Raw genomic sequence first — 19429 nt, 5'->3', positions numbered from 1 at the left:
TAGGAGGATATCATTTGAAATTTAGTGAATTACAGTTAGAAAAAAGTTTATTACAAGCTATCGAAAATATTGGGTTTGAGGAAGCAACACCTGTACAGAGTGCCACAATACCATTAGCGTTAGAAGGAAGAGATGTTATTGGTCAAGCTCAAACAGGTACTGGTAAAACAGCTGCATTTGGGTTACCAATGTTAAATAAAATTGATACTAATAAACCAGTATTACAAGCATTAGTTATTGCGCCAACGCGTGAATTAGCTATCCAAACACAAGAAGAATTATATCGTTTAGGTAAAGAAAAAAAAGTCAAAGTTCAATCTGTTTATGGTGGAGCTGATATTGGTCGACAAATTCGTGCGTTAAAAAACAAACCACAAATTGTTGTGGGAACTCCTGGCCGTTTATTAGACCATATTAACCGCCGTACGTTGAAATTAGATACAGTGGAAACACTTGTATTAGATGAAGCAGATGAAATGTTAAATATGGGATTCTTAGATGATATCGAAGCCATCATCTCAAAAGTTCCAGCAGAACGCCAAACATTATTATTCTCAGCAACAATGCCAGATTCAATCAAACGTATTGGGGTTAAATTCATGCAAGACCCTGAACATATCCGTATCAAAGCAAAAGAAATGACAGCTAACCTAATTGATCAATATTACGTTCGTTGTAAAGAATTTGAAAAATTTGATGTTATGACACGTTTGTTTGATGTACAATCACCTGAGTTGACAATTGTTTTTGGTCGTACAAAACGTCGCGTCGATGAATTGGCTCGTGGACTTGAAATGCGTGGTTACAAAGCAGAAGGAATTCATGGTGATTTACCACAACACAAACGCATGAGTATTTTAAAAGCCTTCAAAAATGGCGAGTTAGATATTTTAGTGGCAACAGATGTGGCAGCACGTGGATTAGATATTTCTGGTGTGAGTCATGTGTATAACTATGATATTCCACAAGATCCTGAAAGCTATGTTCACCGTATCGGTCGTACTGGTCGTGCTGGTAAAGAAGGAATGTCAGTAACGTTTGTTACACCAAATGAAATGGGATACTTGCATGTCATTGAAGATTTAACGAAAAAACGTATGACACCTCTTCGTCCACCTTCTAAAAAAGAAGCAGTAGAAGGACAAATTGGAGCAGCAATTACTGAAATTAAAGATTTATTAGCTGCAAATGGCTTAGAAAAATATCAATTAGCAGCAAGTGATTTACTAGAAGAATACACTGCAGAAGACTTAGTGGCATTATTAATTAAACAAATTTCTAAAGATGATGCAGCCGAAGTTCCTGTAAAAATTACCCCAGAACGTCCATTACCAAACCGTCGTGGAAATAACAAAGGCGGCCGTGGTGGTAAAGGTGGTAACTACAATCGTCGTAATAACAACAAAGGTGGCGGCCGTGGTGGCAAAGAACAATATAACAAGAAAAAACGTTATAACAATTCTGATGCACCTAAAAAGAATAATAACAATAAATCAAACAACAAACCTTCACAGAAAAAAGATGGTGGACGTGGATTTGTTATTCGTAACAACGATAAATAATAGTTATACCAATCTAATAAGATTAGATTGGTATTTTTTATTTGTAATAAAATGATTCTATTCGCTTTTTTGTTTTAATGTCGTTATAATAAAATTATCGTAAAAAGGGAGTGCCAATATGATTATAGGAATTGGTATAGATGCTGTAGAGCTCTATCGAATAGAAGATATTATAAAGAATAATCCTAAATTTATTTCCCGTGTGCTAACGTCTCGTGAGTTGGAAATCTTTGAAACATTAAAAATAAAGAGACAAACAGAATTTCTAGGGGGGCGTTTTGCGTGTAAAGAAGCTTTTTCAAAAGCTTATGGGACAGGCATTGGAAAAGTAGGATTTCAAGATATTGAGGTGTTATCAGAAGAAAGTGGTCGACCAATAGTGTATCAGTCTATATTTGAAGGGCAGGTTCATGTGTCCATTACTCATACAGACGAAGTAGCTTTTGCTCAGATTATTTTAGAAAAATAAAATAAACGAAACAATCGTTGTCGTTTCGCTTATTTACTAATTGATAAATTTTGAGAATGATTAGAGTGGATGATGGATATTTTCCTTATATAGTTAGCCGAAATCATACGGATTTCATTCGATTTTTGTAATTTAATGACTAAGGCATTGCGATTAATCGCATGTTGATAAATTCTGCCAACAAGTGTTTCATAACTAGCTTGTGATGGCTCTTGATATTGAAGAACCACCAGACTCTTTTGAAGTATGGCTTTATTAATTTGTTGCTGGATAAGAGCTAAATGCTTTTCCTTTTCTGACTCATCATCTAAAAAAGAAGAAATAAATCTCTGTGATGAACGGGAGATAAAACGAGTAAACTTTTTGACATGATTTTCTTTATTAGACTTTGTAGACGGTTGCTTTTTTATCATCAGTCATTCTCCTTTTAAGTCTTTCTTTCTCTTATTATACGGAGCAGAGATAGGTTAGTCAAACAAATAATAGTAGTGAAAACAGTGGAATATATGTGAAAAAATGTGAAAAGGTGGTGAAAGAATGTTAAAAGAGTGGCTTCCGTCAGATTTATATAAATTAAGTCGTTATCAAACTAAAGAGTGGTTACCATTTCAAAATAGTCATAAAAAAGCATTAAAAGAACTTTATAAAAATAGTCTTTCATTGCGAGATGATCATTTAGTAGTTGGATGGTATAAAGGAAATCAATTATTGGCTGTGTGTGACGGTGAAATTAAGGATAATGTTTTTTGTGTAACAAATATTGTGAGTACGTCCTATTTATTTGGATTTAGTGAATGTATGATGTTGTTTGATGAGATTGCCAAAAGTCGTCTTTTATCAGAAGTGTATTTACCTGATTTTTCTGATGTTTCATTGGCTAAAAATAAATTGTTAGATTTAGGTTTTATTAGAAAAACTCATCCCAAACCAGGGTATTATCATCACGTAAACTACCATACTGGAATTGTTTTGGGTGGTGGTGGTGCTAGAGGATCCTATCAAATAGGTGCATGGCGTGCGTTAAAAGAGCTAGGTGTCACCTATAGTATGGTCAGTGGAACATCAGTAGGTGCGTTAAATGGTGCTTTTATGGTACAAGGTAATTTAAATGACGCTGAAGATATGTGGCGTGATATTGCGACAAATAAAATATTAAACTTATCACTGGATGATAAAGAAAATAAAACAAGAGAAAACTTGATTCAAGGCGTCAAAAACCTTACTTTATCCGCACTAAAAGAAAACGGTGCTGATAGTACACCTTTGTATCATATGATTGAAATGATGATTGATGAAGAAAAAATGTTTGCTCCAGATAAAAAAGCAATTGATTTTTATTTTGTGACAACTCTTGCACCAAAAATGGAAGAAACAGTGAAGTCATTAAAAGATGTACCAAAGGATGAATTAAGTAAATGGCTATTAGCTACATCGTCATTTTACCCTGCGATGAGGGCATGTGAAATCAATGGACAGTATTATGTAGATGGTGGTTATCGTAATAATATACCTAAAGATATCTTACTTAATCATGGAGCAAAAGAATTAATTGTAATCGATGTGAAAGGGCCAGGTGTTATTAAACCTGTAAAAACCCCTCGTGATATTTTCGAGATTACGATTAATAGTAAATGGGGATTAGGCACGGTGTTATTATTTGATAAAGAACGAGCTATTTGGAATATGCAACTAGGTTATTTGGATACAATGAGATCTTTCCACCGATATGAGGGAAATTGGTATGCTTTAGAACCAAATAACTATAAAAAAGAAGCGGCGAAATTAACTAAACATTTTTTAACGTATCTTAAATCACAAGAAGCCATTAAACAGTTAGGTAAGAAAGTAACTCCTCGGTGGATGGTTCAACATCATTTTCAACCAGAATTATTTAGCATTTATCTGTTGGAAGAGACTGCCCGTATATTATCGGTAGATCCTTCAAAAGTATATACTATAGATGAATTATCAGATGAAATTATCACAGTATTTAATGAGAAAAATGATGACGTCAACGATCAAATGCTTTTATCACTTAGCGAATGGTTAGCAGATTACGTGAAACAAACTGTTCCTCTGTCTGAAAAAACTGTTTTGACATATAATTATCATTTGATTGAAACAAGAGTAGAAATAATTGGGAGGCTATTTGATATTAGTTGGAAATCAGTCTTACAAGCGTTATTTATTCATTTTTTAAAGGAGAGAAAAATATGAGTCAAGAATTTTCTTATGAAATTTTGGAAGAAATTGCCGTATTATCTGAAAATAATAAAGGGTGGACGAAAGAATTAAATCTTATTAGTTGGAATAATCGACCAGCAAAATTTGATTTACGTGATTGGGCTCCCAATCATGAAAAAATGGGAAAAGGCATAACGTTAACTAACGAAGAGTTTGCTGTATTAAAAGAAACTCTAAATAACATGTAGGGGTAAAGTATGAAGAGTATGACAGGCTATGGGCATGGAGAGTGTCAAAGAGAAGATTATCAGATAGTGGTTGAGATAAAATCAGTCAACCACCGTTTTTTAGATACACAAGTTCGTTTACCAAGAGAATATAATCATCTTGAGATAGAAATGAAGCAGTTAATAAAAAAGCAATTATTTAGAGGCCGTGTGGAAAGTTTTATTACTCTGACAAAAGAAAATGCATCTTCTAAGGAGCTAATAATTAATTGGCCTGTGTTAGATAGATTAGTTCAGGATTTAGGTGATGCTGAATTTCATCGTTATAAAAAGCAACCATTTTCTGCTGAGCGATTTTTAGAAGGAGGAATATTACATCCATCATTAGTTGAGGTAGTAGAAAAAAAAGATGTGATAAATGATATTGAGGTAGATTTATTAGCCGTATTTAAGCAAGCGCTAGAAGCACTAAATAGAAGTAGACAAATTGAAGGTGAGGGCCTTCAATCGTTCTTTTATGAATACATTGATTTGATTAAGCAAGAGATATCAAGGATATCAAGAAAAACAGAAACCATAAAACAAGAACATTACGATAAACTGAAACAAAAAATGATGGACTTGATGACCGATACTCTTATTGATGAGTCTAGGTTATTAAGTGAAGTGGCTATTTTAGTGGATAAGGGTGATATTTCTGAAGAATTGGATCGATTGAATGTGCATTTGAATTCTATGGCACAACTACTTAAAAAGAATGGTCCCGTTGGTAAAGAAATGGACTTTTTAATCCAAGAGATGAATCGAGAAGTTAATACAATTGGATCAAAGTCAACTAATTTAGATGTTAAATCTAGTGTAATTCAATTGAAAACGTTGATTGAACAAATTAGAGAACAAGTTCAAAATATTGAATAATTGATAAAAATTCTCATAGATACTTGCAAAAAAATTCTCTAGGGTGCATTATAGAAGGTAAACTAAGAAAATTGTAAGTGAAAGGACGACACGATGTCAGAACGAGGGTTATTAATTGTATTATCAGGTCCATCCGGTGTTGGAAAAGGGACAGTTAGAAAGGCGTTATTTGAAAAAGATGACAATCAATTTGAGTATTCTATTTCAATGACAACACGCCAAATGCGTCAAGGTGAAGTGGAAGGTGTAGATTATTTCTTTCGATCAAAAGAAGAATTTGAACAATTAATATCTGAAGGAAAAATGTTAGAATATGCCGAGTATGTTGGTAATTATTATGGTACGCCATTAGATTATGTTAATCAGACATTAGATGAAGGCAAAGATGTCTTTTTAGAAATTGAAGTGCAAGGAGCCATGAAAGTCAAAGAAAAAATGCCAGATGGTGTCTTTATTTTTTTAACCCCTCCAGATTTTAGTGAATTAAAAGCACGAATCGTTAATCGTGGAACAGATGCGTTATCAGTGATAGAAGAGCGTATGTCAAAAGCAAAAGAAGAAATCGAAATGATGCGTCATTATGACTATGCGGTAGTCAACGATGAGGTTGAATTAGCAGTACAACGGATTAAAAAAATTATCGAAAGCGAACATTACCGTGTAGATCACGTGATTGGTCGCTATGAAAATATGTTAAAGGAGTTATAAAATTATGTTATATCCATCAATTGATTCATTATTAGAGCAAGTCGATTCAAAATATTCATTGGTTATCCTTGCAAGTAAGCGAGCGCATGAGCTAGATGAAGGAGCTCAACCAATGATTGAACCAGATAAATTTGTTTCTGTCAAAAATGTCGGTCGTTCCCTTGAAGAAATCGCTATTGGAGACGTGGTTATTGATCCAAACCCTGAATTAAAAAGAGAATTACTTCGTAGACAAGAAGAAGAAAAAAAAGCATTAAAACGACGCGAACATCAAGAACTTGAAGCACGTATCCAATTTGAGAAAAAAATGTAACACAAAAAAACCTAAGAGATAGACCTCTTGGGTTTTTTTATTCGAGTAGAATGTAAAAAAAGAAGGTGAAGAAATGCCAAAAATAGCACATGTGATAGTTGATGTTCCAACGATGCAAACAGATCAGCCTTTTACTTATTTAATTCCAAACGATATGGAAGAAGCCATTGAAGTAGGTGTGAGAGTCGATGTGCCATTTGGTAATGGAAATCGTCGAATACAAGGTTTTGTTGTTGATATAGAAAGTGAACAAGAGATAGATAACTTAAAACCAATAAAAGCTGTTTTGGATTTACATCCTGTAGTGAATGATGAGTTGTTGCTTTTAGCTGATGAAATGGCAAAGACGACTTTTTCATTTAAAATTACATGTCTTCAAACGATGTTACCCAGTGTGATGCGTTCAACTTACAAAAAATGGTTAGTAGCAGTTGGAGATATCCCACCTCATATTGAAGAAGAGGTGTTTCTAGGATTAGCAGAGCGTGATTGGGAAGAAATAAAGGATACCCCTTATTTGTCGGAGCTACATCGTTTGAGGCAAGAGGGCATGGTTGATATTCGTTATGAAGTGACAACAAAAAATAAAGTTAAAACGATGAAAGTTGTTCAAGCGAACTTACCCAAAGAAACACTACAAGATATTCAAACTCACATTAGGAAAAATGCTCATCAAAAACACAAACTATTAGATTTTTTTATTTCTGAACAAACAGGGGAATTCTCAGTAAAAGAATTAGTTGAATATTATGACTTATCCAGACAAGTGATTAAAGAAGCAGTGGAATTAGGTTGGTTAATACAAGAAGAACGAGAAGTTTACCGAGATCCATATAAAAATCGGTTGTTTCAACAAGATGAAGCATTGGTATTAAATGAAGAACAACAAGTTGCTTTAGATGCTGTCAGCCAATCTGTTTCAGCTCATCAAAATGATGTGTTCTTATTAGAAGGTATTACGGGTAGTGGAAAAACTGAAGTTTATTTACAGGCTATTTCCCATGTATTAGAAGAAGGAAAAACAGCTATTATGCTTGTTCCAGAAATTTCCTTAACTCCTCAAACCGTAACACGATTTAAACGACGCTTTGGAGATAAAGTCGCAGTGTTACATAGTGGATTGTCTCAAGGTGAAAAATACGATGAGTGGCGAAAAATTGAGCGTAAAGAAGCACAAGTCGTCGTTGGGGCTAGGTCAGCTGTTTTTGCCCCACTAGAAAATATCGGGTTAATTATTATTGATGAGGAACATGAAACAAGTTATAAACAAGATGAATCTCCAAGATATCATGCCAGAAATTTGGCGATTTGGCGAGGTGAATATCACAAGTGTCCTGTATTGCTTGGCAGCGCGACGCCATCTTTAGAATCACGAGCAAGAGCACAGAAAAATGTGTACCAATTATTAACATTGACAAAACGGGCTTCTAATAATGCTCTTTTACCAACTGTTTCAATTGTTGATATGCGAGCAGAATTAAAACAAGGTGTCACAGGAAGTTTTTCAATGCCTCTCATAAACGAATTAAAAGATCGACTAGTGAAAAAAGAACAATCAGTTTTAATGCTTAATCGAAGAGGTTATTCTTCATTTATGATGTGTCGTGACTGTGGGTATGTCTTGCCTTGTCCTAATTGTGATATCTCGTTAACACTGCATATGGATACAAAATCTATGAAGTGTCACTATTGTGGGCATGAAGAAAGCATTCCTCAATGTTGCCCAATTTGTGACAGTAAAAAGATACGTTATTATGGAACAGGCACACAAAAAGTAGAAGAAGAATTACAACAGCTACTCCCTGAAGCTAAAATTTTACGAATGGATGTTGATACAACTCGTAAAAAAGGGAGTCATGAACGACTATTGCAACAATTTGGTGCACAAGAAGCAGATATTTTACTTGGAACGCAAATGATTGCAAAAGGGTTGGATTTTCCAAACGTCACATTAGTGGGCGTTTTAAATGCAGATACGGCATTGAATTTGCCTGATTTTCGTTCAAGTGAGCGGACGTTTCAATTATTAACACAAGTTAGTGGTCGTGCAGGACGAGGAGATAAACTTGGAAAAGTACTGATTCAAACGTTCAATCCAGAACACTATGCGATTATTTTAGCGAAAAATCAGCATTACGAAGCGTTTTATCAGCATGAAATGAATTTGAGAAGACAAGGAAAGTATCCGCCATATTATTATACAGTTCAGTTAATTGTGAGTCATGAAAAAGAAATTCAAGCAGCAAAAAAAATGCATGAGATTGCAAAAAAAATACAATCTGCTTTGTCACCGCAAGCGATTATTTTAGGCCCAACACCAAAGCCAATGGCACGTATGAACCGCAGATATTTTTATCAAACTGTGGTAAAATACCGTTTTGAAGAAAATTTAAATCAGGTGTTACAAGAAATATTACAAGAAAGTCAAAAAGATATTCGTAGTGGCTTACGGGTTAGTATTGATATGGAACCGCAGCACTTTATTTAGTGCGTAAAACAAAGGAGTTTGACATGAGAGAAATAATAAAATATCCTAACATTGTATTAACCACCCCAACAAAAAAAGTTACAGAAATAGATGATGGATTAATTGAATTACTTGATGAGATGTATCAAATCATGACAGAAAAAGATGGGATAGGACTTGCAGCCAATCAATTAGGTGAATCTTGTCGAGTGGCTATTGTATATGTCGATGACGAGTCAGGATTATTTGAGATGATTAACCCGAAAATTATAAAAAAATCAGGTATGACAGTTGATGTGGAAGGTTGTCTAAGTTTTCCTGACATTTATGGAACAGTCGAAAGATATGATGACATTATTGTGCGATTTGTAGATAGAGAAGGATATGAAGTAGAAGCAGAAGTATCAGGCTATTTATCTCGTGTCATGCAACATGAGATAGAACATTTGGATGGTAAACTGTTTACAGATAAAATAATTGAAAGATTATCACCAGATGAATTAATTGATTACATGGAGGAACATGGTTATGACTAAAATTGTTTTTATGGGAACACCGGCTTTTTCAGTGCCAATTTTACAAGGATTAGTAGATGAAGGGTATGACGTTATTGGTGTGGTGACACAGCCAGATAGACCAGTGGGACGAAAACGTGTGTTAACCCCACCTCCAGTGAAACAGGCAGCACTTGATTTAAATTTACCTATTTTTCAACCAGAAAAAATCAGTCAGTCAGCAGAATTAGAAGACGTTATCGCGTTAAATCCTGATTTGGTTGTAACTGCAGCATTTGGTCAATTTTTACCTGAACGCTTATTAAAAGCTCCAAAGCTTGGTGCCGTTAATGTCCATGCGTCATTACTACCTAAATACCGTGGTGGAGCTCCTGTACATTATTCTATTATTAATGGGGATAAAGAAACAGGTGTCACGATTATGGAAATGATAAAAAAAATGGATGCAGGAGATATATTAGCTCAAGAAGCGATTCCTATATTAGATACAGATGATGTTGGAACAATGTTTGAAAAATTAAGCGTATTAGGGAAAGAATTATTATTAAAGACTTTACCATTATTGATAGAAGAAAAGATTATTCCTCAAAAACAAGATGAGAATCTTGTCAGTTTTTCGCCAAATATTTCACGAGAAGAAGAAAAAATCGATTGGAATAAAACTGCGCGACAAATTGATTGCCAAGTTAGAGGGATGCGTCCATGGCCAGTAGCTTACGCGATGTATCAAGATAAGAGATGGAAAATGTGGGATGTGACCCCATTGCCAGAAAAAACAACAGATAAATCACCAGGAACGATTATTCTTAAAGATAAACACAGCTTGCAAGTGGCATGTGGCAAGTCGAGTGTTTTACAGTTAAATACTATCCAACCAGCTGGAAAAGGACAATTAAGTGTGACAGATTTTCTAAATGGTGTCGGAAAAACAGTGGAAGTGGGAGACATTCTTGAGTAAACAAAAACAAGTACCAAAACATATTAAACAAACAGCTCGGTACACAGCTCTTGAACTTTTGACGAAAATTGCGAATAATCAAGCCTATTCAAATGTTTTAATTAATGAAGCGATTAAACGCCACCAATTATCAGATAAAGATGCAAGATTAATGACAGAGATTGTTTATGGCACGATTAGTCGCAAGTTAACACTAGAGTATTACCTTGCTCCTTTTATCAAAAAAGCAAAAAAAGTCGATACGTGGGTGAAAGAATTATTATATTTATCCATGTATCAAATGCTTTATTTAGATAAAGTACCAGAATATGGCATTTTTAATGATGCTGTGACCATTGCCAAAGCTAAAGGAAATCCTGGAATTGGAAAATTTGTTAATGGTGTTTTACGTAATATTCAACGTCAAGGTGTGCTATCAGTAGAAGAAGTAAAAGATGAAGTAGAACGCTTGTCGCTTGAAATTAGTATGCCGTTATGGTTAACAAAACGTCTAGTCGATGATATAGGATTTGACGAAACAAAAGAGTTAGGTTTATCACTATTACAGCCAAGTCATGTGAGTGCTAGAATTGATACGCGAGTCATTGCAAGAGATAAAGCCATTAACGTGTTGCGTGAAGAAGGATTAGACGTAGAAGAAAGTCAGATTTCACCTTATGGAGTCGTTGCTGAAAAAGGATTTTTAGCAAGTAGCTCATTGTTTAAAGACGGAAGAATGACGATTCAAGATGAAAGTTCAATGTTGGTTGCGCCAAGCATGCAAATTCATGTAGGTGATACGGTATTAGATGCATGTGCTGCTCCTGGAGGAAAAACAACCCATATCGCAACGTTTTTAAACAAAAAAGATGGTGGAAAAGTGGTGTCTTTGGATATCCATCCACATAAAATTAAATTAATCAAATCAAATGCTGAAAGATTACATGTAGAAAATGTTGTTGAAACAAAATTATTGGATGCTAGAGAAGTCAACGATGAATTTCCAGATGATTATTTTGATCGAGTCTTAATTGATGCACCTTGTTCTGGATTAGGATTATTACGACGTAAACCAGACATTAAATACCATAAAACTCCCGAAGATTTTATGAATTTACAACGGATTCAATTGGAAATTTTAGAAAGTGTTGTGTCAAAAGTAGCACAATGGGGTATAATTACCTATAGTACATGTACATTGACTCATGAAGAAAATAAAGATGTGGTAGCGATATTTTTAAACAAACATCCTGAATTTGAATTAATAGATGTTTTAGGAGCAACTCATTTATCTAAGAGTTATCATGATAAACAGTTGCAGTTGTACCCACATCATTATCACACAGATGGATTTTTTATTAGTTGTTTCAGAAGAAAAGCATAGATTAAGGGAGTGTAAGCATGCAAATTGAATTCCAAACGAGTGTAGGACGTAAAAGAAAAAATAATCAAGATACAGTTGGTGTTTATCAAAATAAAAAAGACATTACATTAGCGATTGTCGCAGATGGAATGGGTGGACACCAAGCTGGAGATACAGCAAGTTATCTTGCCGTTACTGGATTAGGCGAAGTTTGGGAAGAAACCATGTTAACTCAAAAAGACGAGGTATGTGAGTGGTTAGTTTCTCACATTCAAGAAGAAAATACACGAATTTTTGATAAAGGAAGTTCCCATCCAGAAATGTTTGGAATGGGTACGACTATTGTATCGACTGTTCTTTTAGAAAAAGAATTAATTTTAGCACATGTAGGTGATAGCCGAGCTTATATAGTGCGGAATCAGGAAATTAAACAATTGACCGAAGATCATTCGCTGGTTAATGAACTGATTAAAACAGGTGAAATATCTGTTGAAATGGCTCAAAATCATCCCAAAAAAAATATTTTAGTAAGATCAATCGGCGTACCGGGTGAAGTTGAAGTTGATATATCACTGATCAATTGTCAGGAAAAAGATATAATTTTATTATGTTCAGATGGTTTAACTAATATGCTCTCTAATGAAGATATTAAATTGATTATGTCAAATGGCAAGTCACTGAAGAGTCGAGTCAATGAGTTAGTTGAGAAAGCAAACGAAGCTGGCGGAACAGATAATATTACTGTGCTACTGATAGACTTTGATGATGAGTTACAGGAGGATACACCATGATAAATATAGGAACAAAAATAGGGGAACGCTATGAAATAATAGGGAATATTGGTAGTGGTGGAATGGCAAATGTTTATTTGGCACGTGACTTGATTTTAAATCGTGAAGTGGCAATTAAAGTATTACGTTTCGATTTTCAAGATGATCAAAATGCGATTCGACGCTTTCAACGTGAAGCTCTTGCCGCAACAGAAATGGTTCATCCTAACATTGTCAGTGTGTATGATGTAGGAGAAGAAAATGGCATGCAATATATTGTAATGGAATATGTTCGAGGAACTGATTTAAAACATTATATTCGCAATTATTCTCCTATTCCATTAGATACAGTTGTTTACATGATGGAACAGATTTTATCTGCAGTGTCTTTGGCACATGAACATGGTATTATCCATAGAGACTTAAAACCACAAAATGTTTTAGTTGATGAACAAGGAAATGTAAAAATCACAGATTTTGGGATTGCGATTGCTCTATCAGAGACATCATTAACGCAAACAAATACATTGCTTGGTTCAGTACATTACTTGTCACCAGAGCAAGCAAGAGGTGGTATGTCAACAAGACAATCTGATATTTATGCATTAGGGATTATTTTATATGAATTATTGACAGGAACAGTTCCTTTTGAAGGGGAGTCGGCTGTTTCAATAGCATTGAAGCATTTTCAAAAAGACGTTCCATCTGTTCGACAATACAATCCTAATATCCCACAAGCGTTAGAGAATGTGGTACTCCATGCTACAGCAAAAGAAATTTCAGATCGATATAAAACAGTCAATGATATGTATTCTGATTTAAGCACATCCTTAAGTCCAGAGAGAGCAAATGAACCAATCTATACACCAAGTTCTATGACAGATGAAACAATCATGTTAACACCTGTAAAAGAACCCGAACCAATCGTTTCAAAGATACCTTTGAAAGAATCTGAACTAGATTTATCTGAGGAAGAAAAACCAAAGAAAAAGCCTTCCTCTAAAAGAAATAAAATTATTTTTAGTATCCTTGCTATCTTGGTGGCGATTGGCGTGGGATTGTTTGCATTAGGGACACGACAAGATGAGGTAGAAATCCCTGATGTCGAAAATATGTCACAGGCAGAAGCTATCAATGCATTAGATGCAAAAAAAATAAAAGTTAATTCGAAAATAGAAGAAGTGTCAGATGATAAAATAGCAGAAGGTAATGTTGTTAAGACACAACCGCCAATTGGCACCCGAGTCAAAAAAAAATCTGAAGTAACTTTGTATGTAAGTAAAGGTAAGCAGACTGTTTCGATGATTGAAGTGGAAGGATTAGCTTCTAATAAGGCAAAAAAAGCCTTATTAGATTTAGGCTTTAAAGAAGACAATATACTTGAGAAAAATGAGTCATCAAATGAAGTGGAAAAAGATACTGTTATTTCTCAAAGTATCAAGCAAGGAACAGATATTGTTCCTGAGAATGAGACAATCACCTTAACAATTAGCAAAGGTCCAGATAATTTTTCTTTAGCTTATTTAGCGGGTTATACAAGGGACCAAGTTCTTCGTTATATCGATAGTGAAGGATTAATCCTTCAAGGTGAATCGCAAGAATACAGTGCGACTGTTCCACAAGGTCAGGTTATTTATACATCTCCTGCTGGTGGAACACCTGTTAAAAAAGGTGATTATATTCAAGTGGTTTACTCGATGGGTCCAGAACCAGCTAAAACACAACCAAGTAGTTCGACGACGTCTTCAAGTGAAACAACTGAATCAAGTGAAACAACTCAGAGTTCAGAACCTGAAAGCGAAGAAAATCAAAATAACAATCAAAATAATCACAATAATGGCAACACGAAACCTAGTCAAAGTGAGCCAAAAGATAAAAAAGATTAATAAAAAATACCCAAGAGTAAAAAGTTGGAACAACCTATCTCTTGGGTATTTTTTATTTATTAAACTAATTTTATTCTAAGAATAAAAGTACCTACACTAGTAATAATGGTAGAAGTACCTAAAAGTACAAGTGATTGTTAATGACTATCTAACGTTTTATTGGTACCGCTTGGTTTTTATGACGACGAACTTGGAGATGTGACGGCTTTTGTATTTACTATAATGGCAGTAGAGTTTTCTAATAAGAGTTATTTGTGCTATATTTTTTCTTAAATAAAAGTGAAATATGGTACAATAACACTAGAATTATGTGACTACTAAAGGAGGAAATAAATGCCTAAAGGACAGATATGTAAAGCATTAAGTGGATTTTATTACATTGATTATAAAGGTAAACGTTATCAAACACGAGCACGAGGTAATTTTAGAAATCGAAATATTACACCCCTTGTGGGAGATTGGGTAGAATTTGAGAGCACAAATGAAACAGACGGTTATATTTTAGATGTTTATGAGCGTAAAAATGATTTAGTTAGACCACCAGTTGCTAATATTGATCAGGGCGTTGTCGTATCAAGCTGTGTTGAACCTAATTTTTCAACGAATCTTTTAGATCGCTTTTTAGTTACTCTATCTGAAAAAGACATTGACCCGATTATTTATGTGACCAAAATGGATTTAGCCAATGGAGAAGAACGCAATCATATGGCAGTCATCCAAACAGAATATGAAAAAATAGGCTATCCTGTTTTATTAGCCGAAAAAGACTCATTAGAGGATTTAACGCATTTTTTCAAAGATAAACTAACTGTATTTATGGGGCAATCAGGTGCTGGAAAGTCAACTTTATTAAATCAATTATCCCCAGAACTATCATTAAAAGTGGGAGAGATATCTGAAAGTTTAGGCCGTGGTCGTCATACAACAAGGCATGTGGAATTGGTTGATTTATTTGGTGGATTGGTGGCGGATACTCCGGGATTTAGTTCCATTGATTTTTTAGAGATGACTTTAGAGGAATTACCTAAACGTTTTCCAGAATTTGTTGTGGCGTCTGTTTATTGTAAATTTAGAGAATGTAAACATCGTCATGAACCAAAATGTGAAGTAAAAAAACGGGTGGAAAATGGGGAGATATTAGCGAGTCGTTATGACCATTATTTACAATTTTATGATGAGATTGCTAATAGAAAACCAATTTATAAAAAAAATAAATAAAAGTGGGGAAAAGATTATGGTAAAAATAGCACCTTCAATTTTAAGCGCTGATTTTTCAAAATTAGGAGAAGACGTTAAACGTGTGGATCATGCAGGAGCGGACTACATTCATATTGATGTGATGGATGGTCAATTTGTTCCGAATATTACGTTTGGTCCAGCACTTATTTCATCTATTCGACCTGTCACTGATTTAGTGTTTGATGTGCATTTGATGATGGTTGAACCAGAGCGTTTTATTGAAGAATTTGCTAAGGCAGGATCTGATATTATTACCGTTCATGCTGAAAGTACGAAACATTTGCACCGTGTGATTCAACAAATCAAAGCAAGTGGTGTGAAAGCTGGCGTGGTGATTAATCCAGGAACACCTGTCGAGATGATAAAACCAGTATTATCTATGGTTGACTTAGTATTAGTGATGACTGTTAACCCAGGATTTGGCGGACAAAAATTTATTACTGAATGTTTAGATAAAGTGACAGATCTAGCGGAATTAAGAAAAGAGAAGCATTACATCTATGAAATTGAAGTAGACGGTGGTGTAGATGATGAAACGGCTAAAAAATGTGTTGAAGCTGGAGCAGATGTGTTAGTTGCTGGATCATATGTTTATAAATATGATGATGTAGCTGAGCCAATTAAAAAATTAAAAGAAGCAGGTAAGTAATGAAAAAGTCGATTATTGTGTTGGCTGGTAGTGATAAAACATTGTGGCCAAGCATGAATATATTTGATGAAGCTAGTCATATTATTGGGGTTGATAGGGGAGCTTACGAGGGTGTTCGTCATGGATTATCTATTGATATGGCGGTAGGAGATTTTGACTCGCTAAGTCCTGAAGAACTTTCGTATGTTAAAAAACATGTGGAAAAAGTGACACAATATCCAGCTGAAAAAGATGAGACGGATACTGAAATTGGTATTTCTGTCGCTAGCGAATTATCAGATGATGCTAAAATTATCCTGATAGGTGGTACTGGCGGGCGTTTAGATCATTTCTTAGCTAATCTATGGCTACCATGCCAAGAACGGTTTAAAACGATTGCTACAAGGTTTGTGATAAAAGACAATCAGAATACAATTTCTTATTTTTTCCCTGGTGAATACACCATTAAAAAAGAGTCAGATAAAAAATACCTCGCATTTGTGTGCTTAACACCTATGACACATCTATCTTTATATGATGCAAAGTATCAGTTAGATGATGTAGAGGTATTACAACCAACGTCATATGCTAGTAATGAGTTTGTTTCAGGAACGACTCGCTTTTCATTTGCAAGTGGCCTTATGTGTGTCATTCAATCAAAAGACAAATAAAAAAAGCAGCCTCTAGTTAGGTTGCTTTTTTAATATCTATTTTATTAAACGCGTTCAACTTTACCAGATTTCAAAGCACGAGCAGAAACCCAAACTTTTTTTGGTTTACCGTCAACTAAAATACGGACTTTTTGAAGATTAGCTCCCCAAGTACGTTTAGATGCGTTCATTGCGTGAGAACGGTTGTTACCAGTTCTTGCTTTACGACCAGTTATATAACATTGTTTTGCCATGATATTCCCTCCTTTGCTTTGCTGGCATTTTTACGATTCTATTAATCATACTAAAATAATTTATCATAAAAAGAAACAAAAAGCAATAAAAAATATGATAAAGTTACAATAAAAGCGATGTTATAAGCGTTTAAAGATAATTATTCTTTAATAAAAATCGTCTTTATGATAAACTAAAGAATGATAATGGGTAATACTGACTTTGAGGAGGTAGTAAAATGGCTGTAAAAATTAAAACACAAGCTGGAACCATTGAAATTTCAAATGATGTGATAGCAACAGTTGTCGGTGGTGCTGCCACAGATATTTACGGGATTGTTGGTATGGCAAGTAAAAATCAAATTAAAGATAATTTAAATGATATTTTAGGTAAAGAAAACTATTCTCGTGGGGTAGTCGTTCGTCAAGAAGAAAATGGTGTAGCAGTGGATGTGTACATCATGGTAAGTTACGGAACAAAAATTTCTGAAGTAAGTCGTAATGTACAAGAAAAAGTTAAATATAATCTTGAAACAATGCTTGGCGTTGTTGCAAACTCAGTAAATGTTTTTATCCAAGGTGTGCGTGTGCAACCTGAATAAAATCATGTAGATTAATGTGTTAAACATACGAGGAGGAACATTTTAGTGGAACTAAAAGCAATCAACGGAGGGCAATTTCAAGCAATGGTACAAGTCGGCGCCAATAGACTGAACCAAAACGCAGAATTTGTCAATTCTTTAAATGTTTTCCCTGTGCCAGATGGCGATACGGGAACAAATATGGATTTATCAATGACTAGTGGAGCAAAAGCTGTTAGAGAAGCAACTAGTGAACATGTTGGTGAGTTGGCAGCTATTTTATCTAAAGGTCTTTTAATGGGGGCACGTGGTAATTCTGGTGTTATCCTATCACAATTATTTAGAGGATTTTCTAAAAAAATTGAAGATAAAGAAGTCTTAAATGCGCAAGATTTAGCAGATGCATTTAAGAATGGTGTTGAGGTAGCATATAAAGCGGTTATGAAACCAGTTGAAGGGACCATTTTAACAGTATCACGTGGAGCAGCGATCGCAGCCGAGAAAAAAGCTAAAGAAAGTGATGACGCTTTAGAAGTTATGGAAGCGGCTCTTAAAGGGGCTAAAAAAGCATTAGCTAAGACGCCTGATATGTTACCAGTTCTAAAAGAAGTTGGGGTTGTAGATAGTGGTGGACAAGGATTAGTATTTATTTATGAGGGCTTTGTTGAATCGTTATCTGGAAAAGTCGTCGAAAGTGAGATATATCAACCTTCTCCAGCTCAAATGGAAGAAATGGTCAATGCTGAGCATCATCGTAGTGTACAAAGTCATATGTCAACAGATGATATTAAATTTGGTTACTGTACAGAAATCATGGTGAAAATTGGTGAAGGACCAACAGTTGATGACACATTTGACTATGATACATTTAGAAATTATTTAAATGAAATTGGTGATTCATTATTAGTTGTGGCTGATGATGAAATTATTAAAGTCCATGTTCATACAGAACATCCGGGAGAAGTAATGAATTATGGCCAAAAATTTGGTTCATTAATTAAAATTAAGGTGGACAATATGCGCTTGCAACATGAATCATTAATGGACACACCAAACGCATCTAATGCTGATATGCCAAAAGAAAAAATGCCATATGGTATTATTTCAATTGCAGCAGGTAAGGGAATACAGGAATTGTTTAGTAGTATGGGCGTCAATCATGTAATTAGTGGTGGACAAACAATGAATCCAAGTACTGAAGATATTATGCTAGCTATTCAAGCAGTAAATGCTGAAAATGTGATTATTTTACCTAATAATAAAAATATTTTTATGGCAGCAGATCAAGCAGCAGAAGTCAGTGATGTTCCAACCATTGTGATTCCATCAAAAACAATTTCTCAAGGAATGACAGCGTTACTTGGTTTCAATGATCAAGTATCTTTAGAAGAAAACCAAAAAAATATGTTAGATATGCTTGAAGGGGTAACAAGTGGTCAAGTAACGACAGCTGTTCGTGACACAAGCATTGATGGCGTTGAAATTAAAAAAGACGATAACTTAGGAATGGTTGAAGGCAAAATTGTGGTATCAACCCCAAGTCGTTTTGATGCAAGTTTAGAAACACTAAAACAAATGATGACTGAAGATACTGAAATTGTGACGATTTTGATTGGTGAAGATGGGACAAGTGAAGAAGCTTCATTACTAGAAGAGGCATTGCTTGAAATGGATAGTGATTTAGAAGTTGAGATTCATCAAGGAGATCAACCAGTTTATCCTTATCTATTTGCAGCTGAATAAGATAAAAAAGTCAAACTTTGGTTTGGCTTTTTTTAA

20 protein-coding genes are annotated in these 19429 nt (G+C 34.7%); 18 read left to right on the top strand and 2 right to left on the bottom strand.

Translation table 11 applies throughout. The annotated features are described in order from the left end of the window. Positions 1–14 precede the first annotated feature (14 nt). Both cshA and acpS read left to right on the top strand, forming a co-directional pair. Positions 15–1562 carry a degradosome RNA helicase CshA gene (cshA, locus tag G314FT_RS01755; protein WP_257701833.1) on the top strand — a complete coding sequence of 516 codons (1548 nt, stop codon included), beginning with the start codon at positions 15–17 and terminating at the stop codon, positions 1560–1562. A 118-nt stretch (positions 1563–1680) separates the two neighbouring features. Further along, the gene (gene acpS / locus G314FT_RS01750; protein WP_257701832.1) at positions 1681–2031 is read left to right on the top strand and encodes a holo-ACP synthase; all 351 of its coding nucleotides are present in this window, start codon (positions 1681–1683) and stop codon (positions 2029–2031) included. Between the two features lie 29 nt (positions 2032–2060). Here acpS and G314FT_RS01745 read toward each other — a convergent pair whose 3' ends face one another. Further along, positions 2061–2444 (bottom strand): hypothetical protein, encoded by a 384-nt coding sequence (locus G314FT_RS01745; protein WP_257701831.1) that lies wholly within the window; start codon positions 2442–2444, stop codon positions 2061–2063. Between the two features lie 124 nt (positions 2445–2568). Between G314FT_RS01745 and G314FT_RS01740 the strand changes: the two genes are divergently transcribed. From G314FT_RS01740 to G314FT_RS01675, 14 genes are all read left to right on the top strand, one after another. Beyond that, positions 2569–4248: a patatin-like phospholipase family protein gene (locus G314FT_RS01740; protein ID WP_257701830.1), complete on the top strand. Its 1680-nt coding sequence runs from the start codon at positions 2569–2571 to the stop codon at positions 4246–4248. After that, a complete protein-coding gene (locus G314FT_RS01735; protein ID WP_257701829.1) occupies positions 4245–4463 on the top strand; it encodes a YdbC family protein in 219 nt (72 codons plus the stop codon). The genes G314FT_RS01740 and G314FT_RS01735 overlap by 4 nt, the downstream gene beginning before the upstream one ends. A 9-nt stretch (positions 4464–4472) precedes the next feature. Continuing rightward, positions 4473–5360, top strand: a complete 888-nt coding sequence (locus tag G314FT_RS01730; RefSeq protein WP_257701828.1) for a YicC/YloC family endoribonuclease — start codon at positions 4473–4475, stop codon at positions 5358–5360. Between the two features lie 93 nt (positions 5361–5453). Further along, positions 5454–6068 carry a guanylate kinase gene (gene gmk / locus G314FT_RS01725; RefSeq protein WP_257701827.1) on the top strand — a complete coding sequence of 205 codons (615 nt, stop codon included), beginning with the start codon at positions 5454–5456 and terminating at the stop codon, positions 6066–6068. A 1-nt stretch (position 6069) separates the two neighbouring features. Continuing rightward, on the top strand, positions 6070–6381 hold the full coding sequence (gene rpoZ, locus G314FT_RS01720) for a DNA-directed RNA polymerase subunit omega (protein WP_257702479.1): 312 nt from the start codon (positions 6070–6072) through the stop codon (positions 6379–6381). A gap of 73 nt (positions 6382–6454) precedes the next feature. Next, entirely contained in the window at positions 6455–8869 is a 2415-nt protein-coding gene (priA, locus tag G314FT_RS01715; RefSeq protein ID WP_257701826.1) for a primosomal protein N', read from the top strand. A gap of 23 nt (positions 8870–8892) precedes the next feature. Next, positions 8893–9384, top strand: a complete 492-nt coding sequence (gene def, locus G314FT_RS01710; protein ID WP_257701825.1) for a peptide deformylase — start codon at positions 8893–8895, stop codon at positions 9382–9384. Next, complete coding sequence (gene fmt, locus G314FT_RS01705) at positions 9377–10321, top strand: methionyl-tRNA formyltransferase (protein WP_257701824.1); 945 nt, start codon at positions 9377–9379, stop codon at positions 10319–10321. The genes def and fmt overlap by 8 nt, the downstream gene beginning before the upstream one ends. Further along, on the top strand, positions 10314–11684 hold the full coding sequence (gene rsmB / locus G314FT_RS01700; protein ID WP_257701823.1) for a 16S rRNA (cytosine(967)-C(5))-methyltransferase RsmB: 1371 nt from the start codon (positions 10314–10316) through the stop codon (positions 11682–11684). Before fmt ends, rsmB begins: the two co-directional genes overlap by 8 nt. A gap of 17 nt (positions 11685–11701) precedes the next feature. Beyond that, entirely contained in the window at positions 11702–12454 is a 753-nt protein-coding gene (locus tag G314FT_RS01695) for a Stp1/IreP family PP2C-type Ser/Thr phosphatase (protein ID WP_257701822.1), read from the top strand. Continuing rightward, a complete protein-coding gene (gene pknB, locus G314FT_RS01690) occupies positions 12451–14319 on the top strand; it encodes a Stk1 family PASTA domain-containing Ser/Thr kinase (RefSeq protein ID WP_257701821.1) in 1869 nt (622 codons plus the stop codon). Before G314FT_RS01695 ends, pknB begins: the two co-directional genes overlap by 4 nt. A 333-nt stretch (positions 14320–14652) precedes the next feature. Next, complete coding sequence (gene rsgA / locus G314FT_RS01685; RefSeq protein WP_257701820.1) at positions 14653–15537, top strand: ribosome small subunit-dependent GTPase A; 885 nt, start codon at positions 14653–14655, stop codon at positions 15535–15537. A 16-nt stretch (positions 15538–15553) separates the two neighbouring features. Further along, entirely contained in the window at positions 15554–16207 is a 654-nt protein-coding gene (gene rpe, locus G314FT_RS01680) for a ribulose-phosphate 3-epimerase (protein WP_257701819.1), read from the top strand. Then, positions 16207–16857, top strand: coding sequence for a thiamine diphosphokinase (locus G314FT_RS01675; RefSeq protein ID WP_257701818.1), 651 nt, complete (start codon positions 16207–16209; stop codon positions 16855–16857). Before rpe ends, G314FT_RS01675 begins: the two co-directional genes overlap by 1 nt. Positions 16858–16901: 44 nt before the next feature. Here the strand turns inward: G314FT_RS01675 and rpmB are convergent, their stop codons facing one another. After that, a complete protein-coding gene (rpmB, locus tag G314FT_RS01670) occupies positions 16902–17090 on the bottom strand; it encodes a 50S ribosomal protein L28 (RefSeq protein WP_071456053.1) in 189 nt (62 codons plus the stop codon). Between the two features lie 218 nt (positions 17091–17308). On the opposite strand from rpmB, the gene G314FT_RS01665 reads away from it, so the two are divergent. Together G314FT_RS01665 and G314FT_RS01660 are read left to right on the top strand one after the other, a co-directional pair. Next, a complete protein-coding gene (locus G314FT_RS01665; protein WP_071456054.1) occupies positions 17309–17671 on the top strand; it encodes an Asp23/Gls24 family envelope stress response protein in 363 nt (120 codons plus the stop codon). A 45-nt stretch (positions 17672–17716) separates the two neighbouring features. After that, the gene (locus tag G314FT_RS01660; RefSeq protein ID WP_423837517.1) at positions 17717–19393 is read left to right on the top strand and encodes a DAK2 domain-containing protein; all 1677 of its coding nucleotides are present in this window, start codon (positions 17717–17719) and stop codon (positions 19391–19393) included. The last annotated feature ends 36 nt before the right edge of the window (positions 19394–19429 follow it).

Source organism: Vagococcus luciliae (genome assembly GCF_024637875.1).
Classification (GTDB): Bacteria; Bacillota; Bacilli; order Lactobacillales; family Vagococcaceae; genus Vagococcus; species Vagococcus luciliae.
The sequence above is the reverse complement of the archived record's forward strand: the minus strand, read 5'-3'. Positions and strand labels throughout refer to the sequence as shown.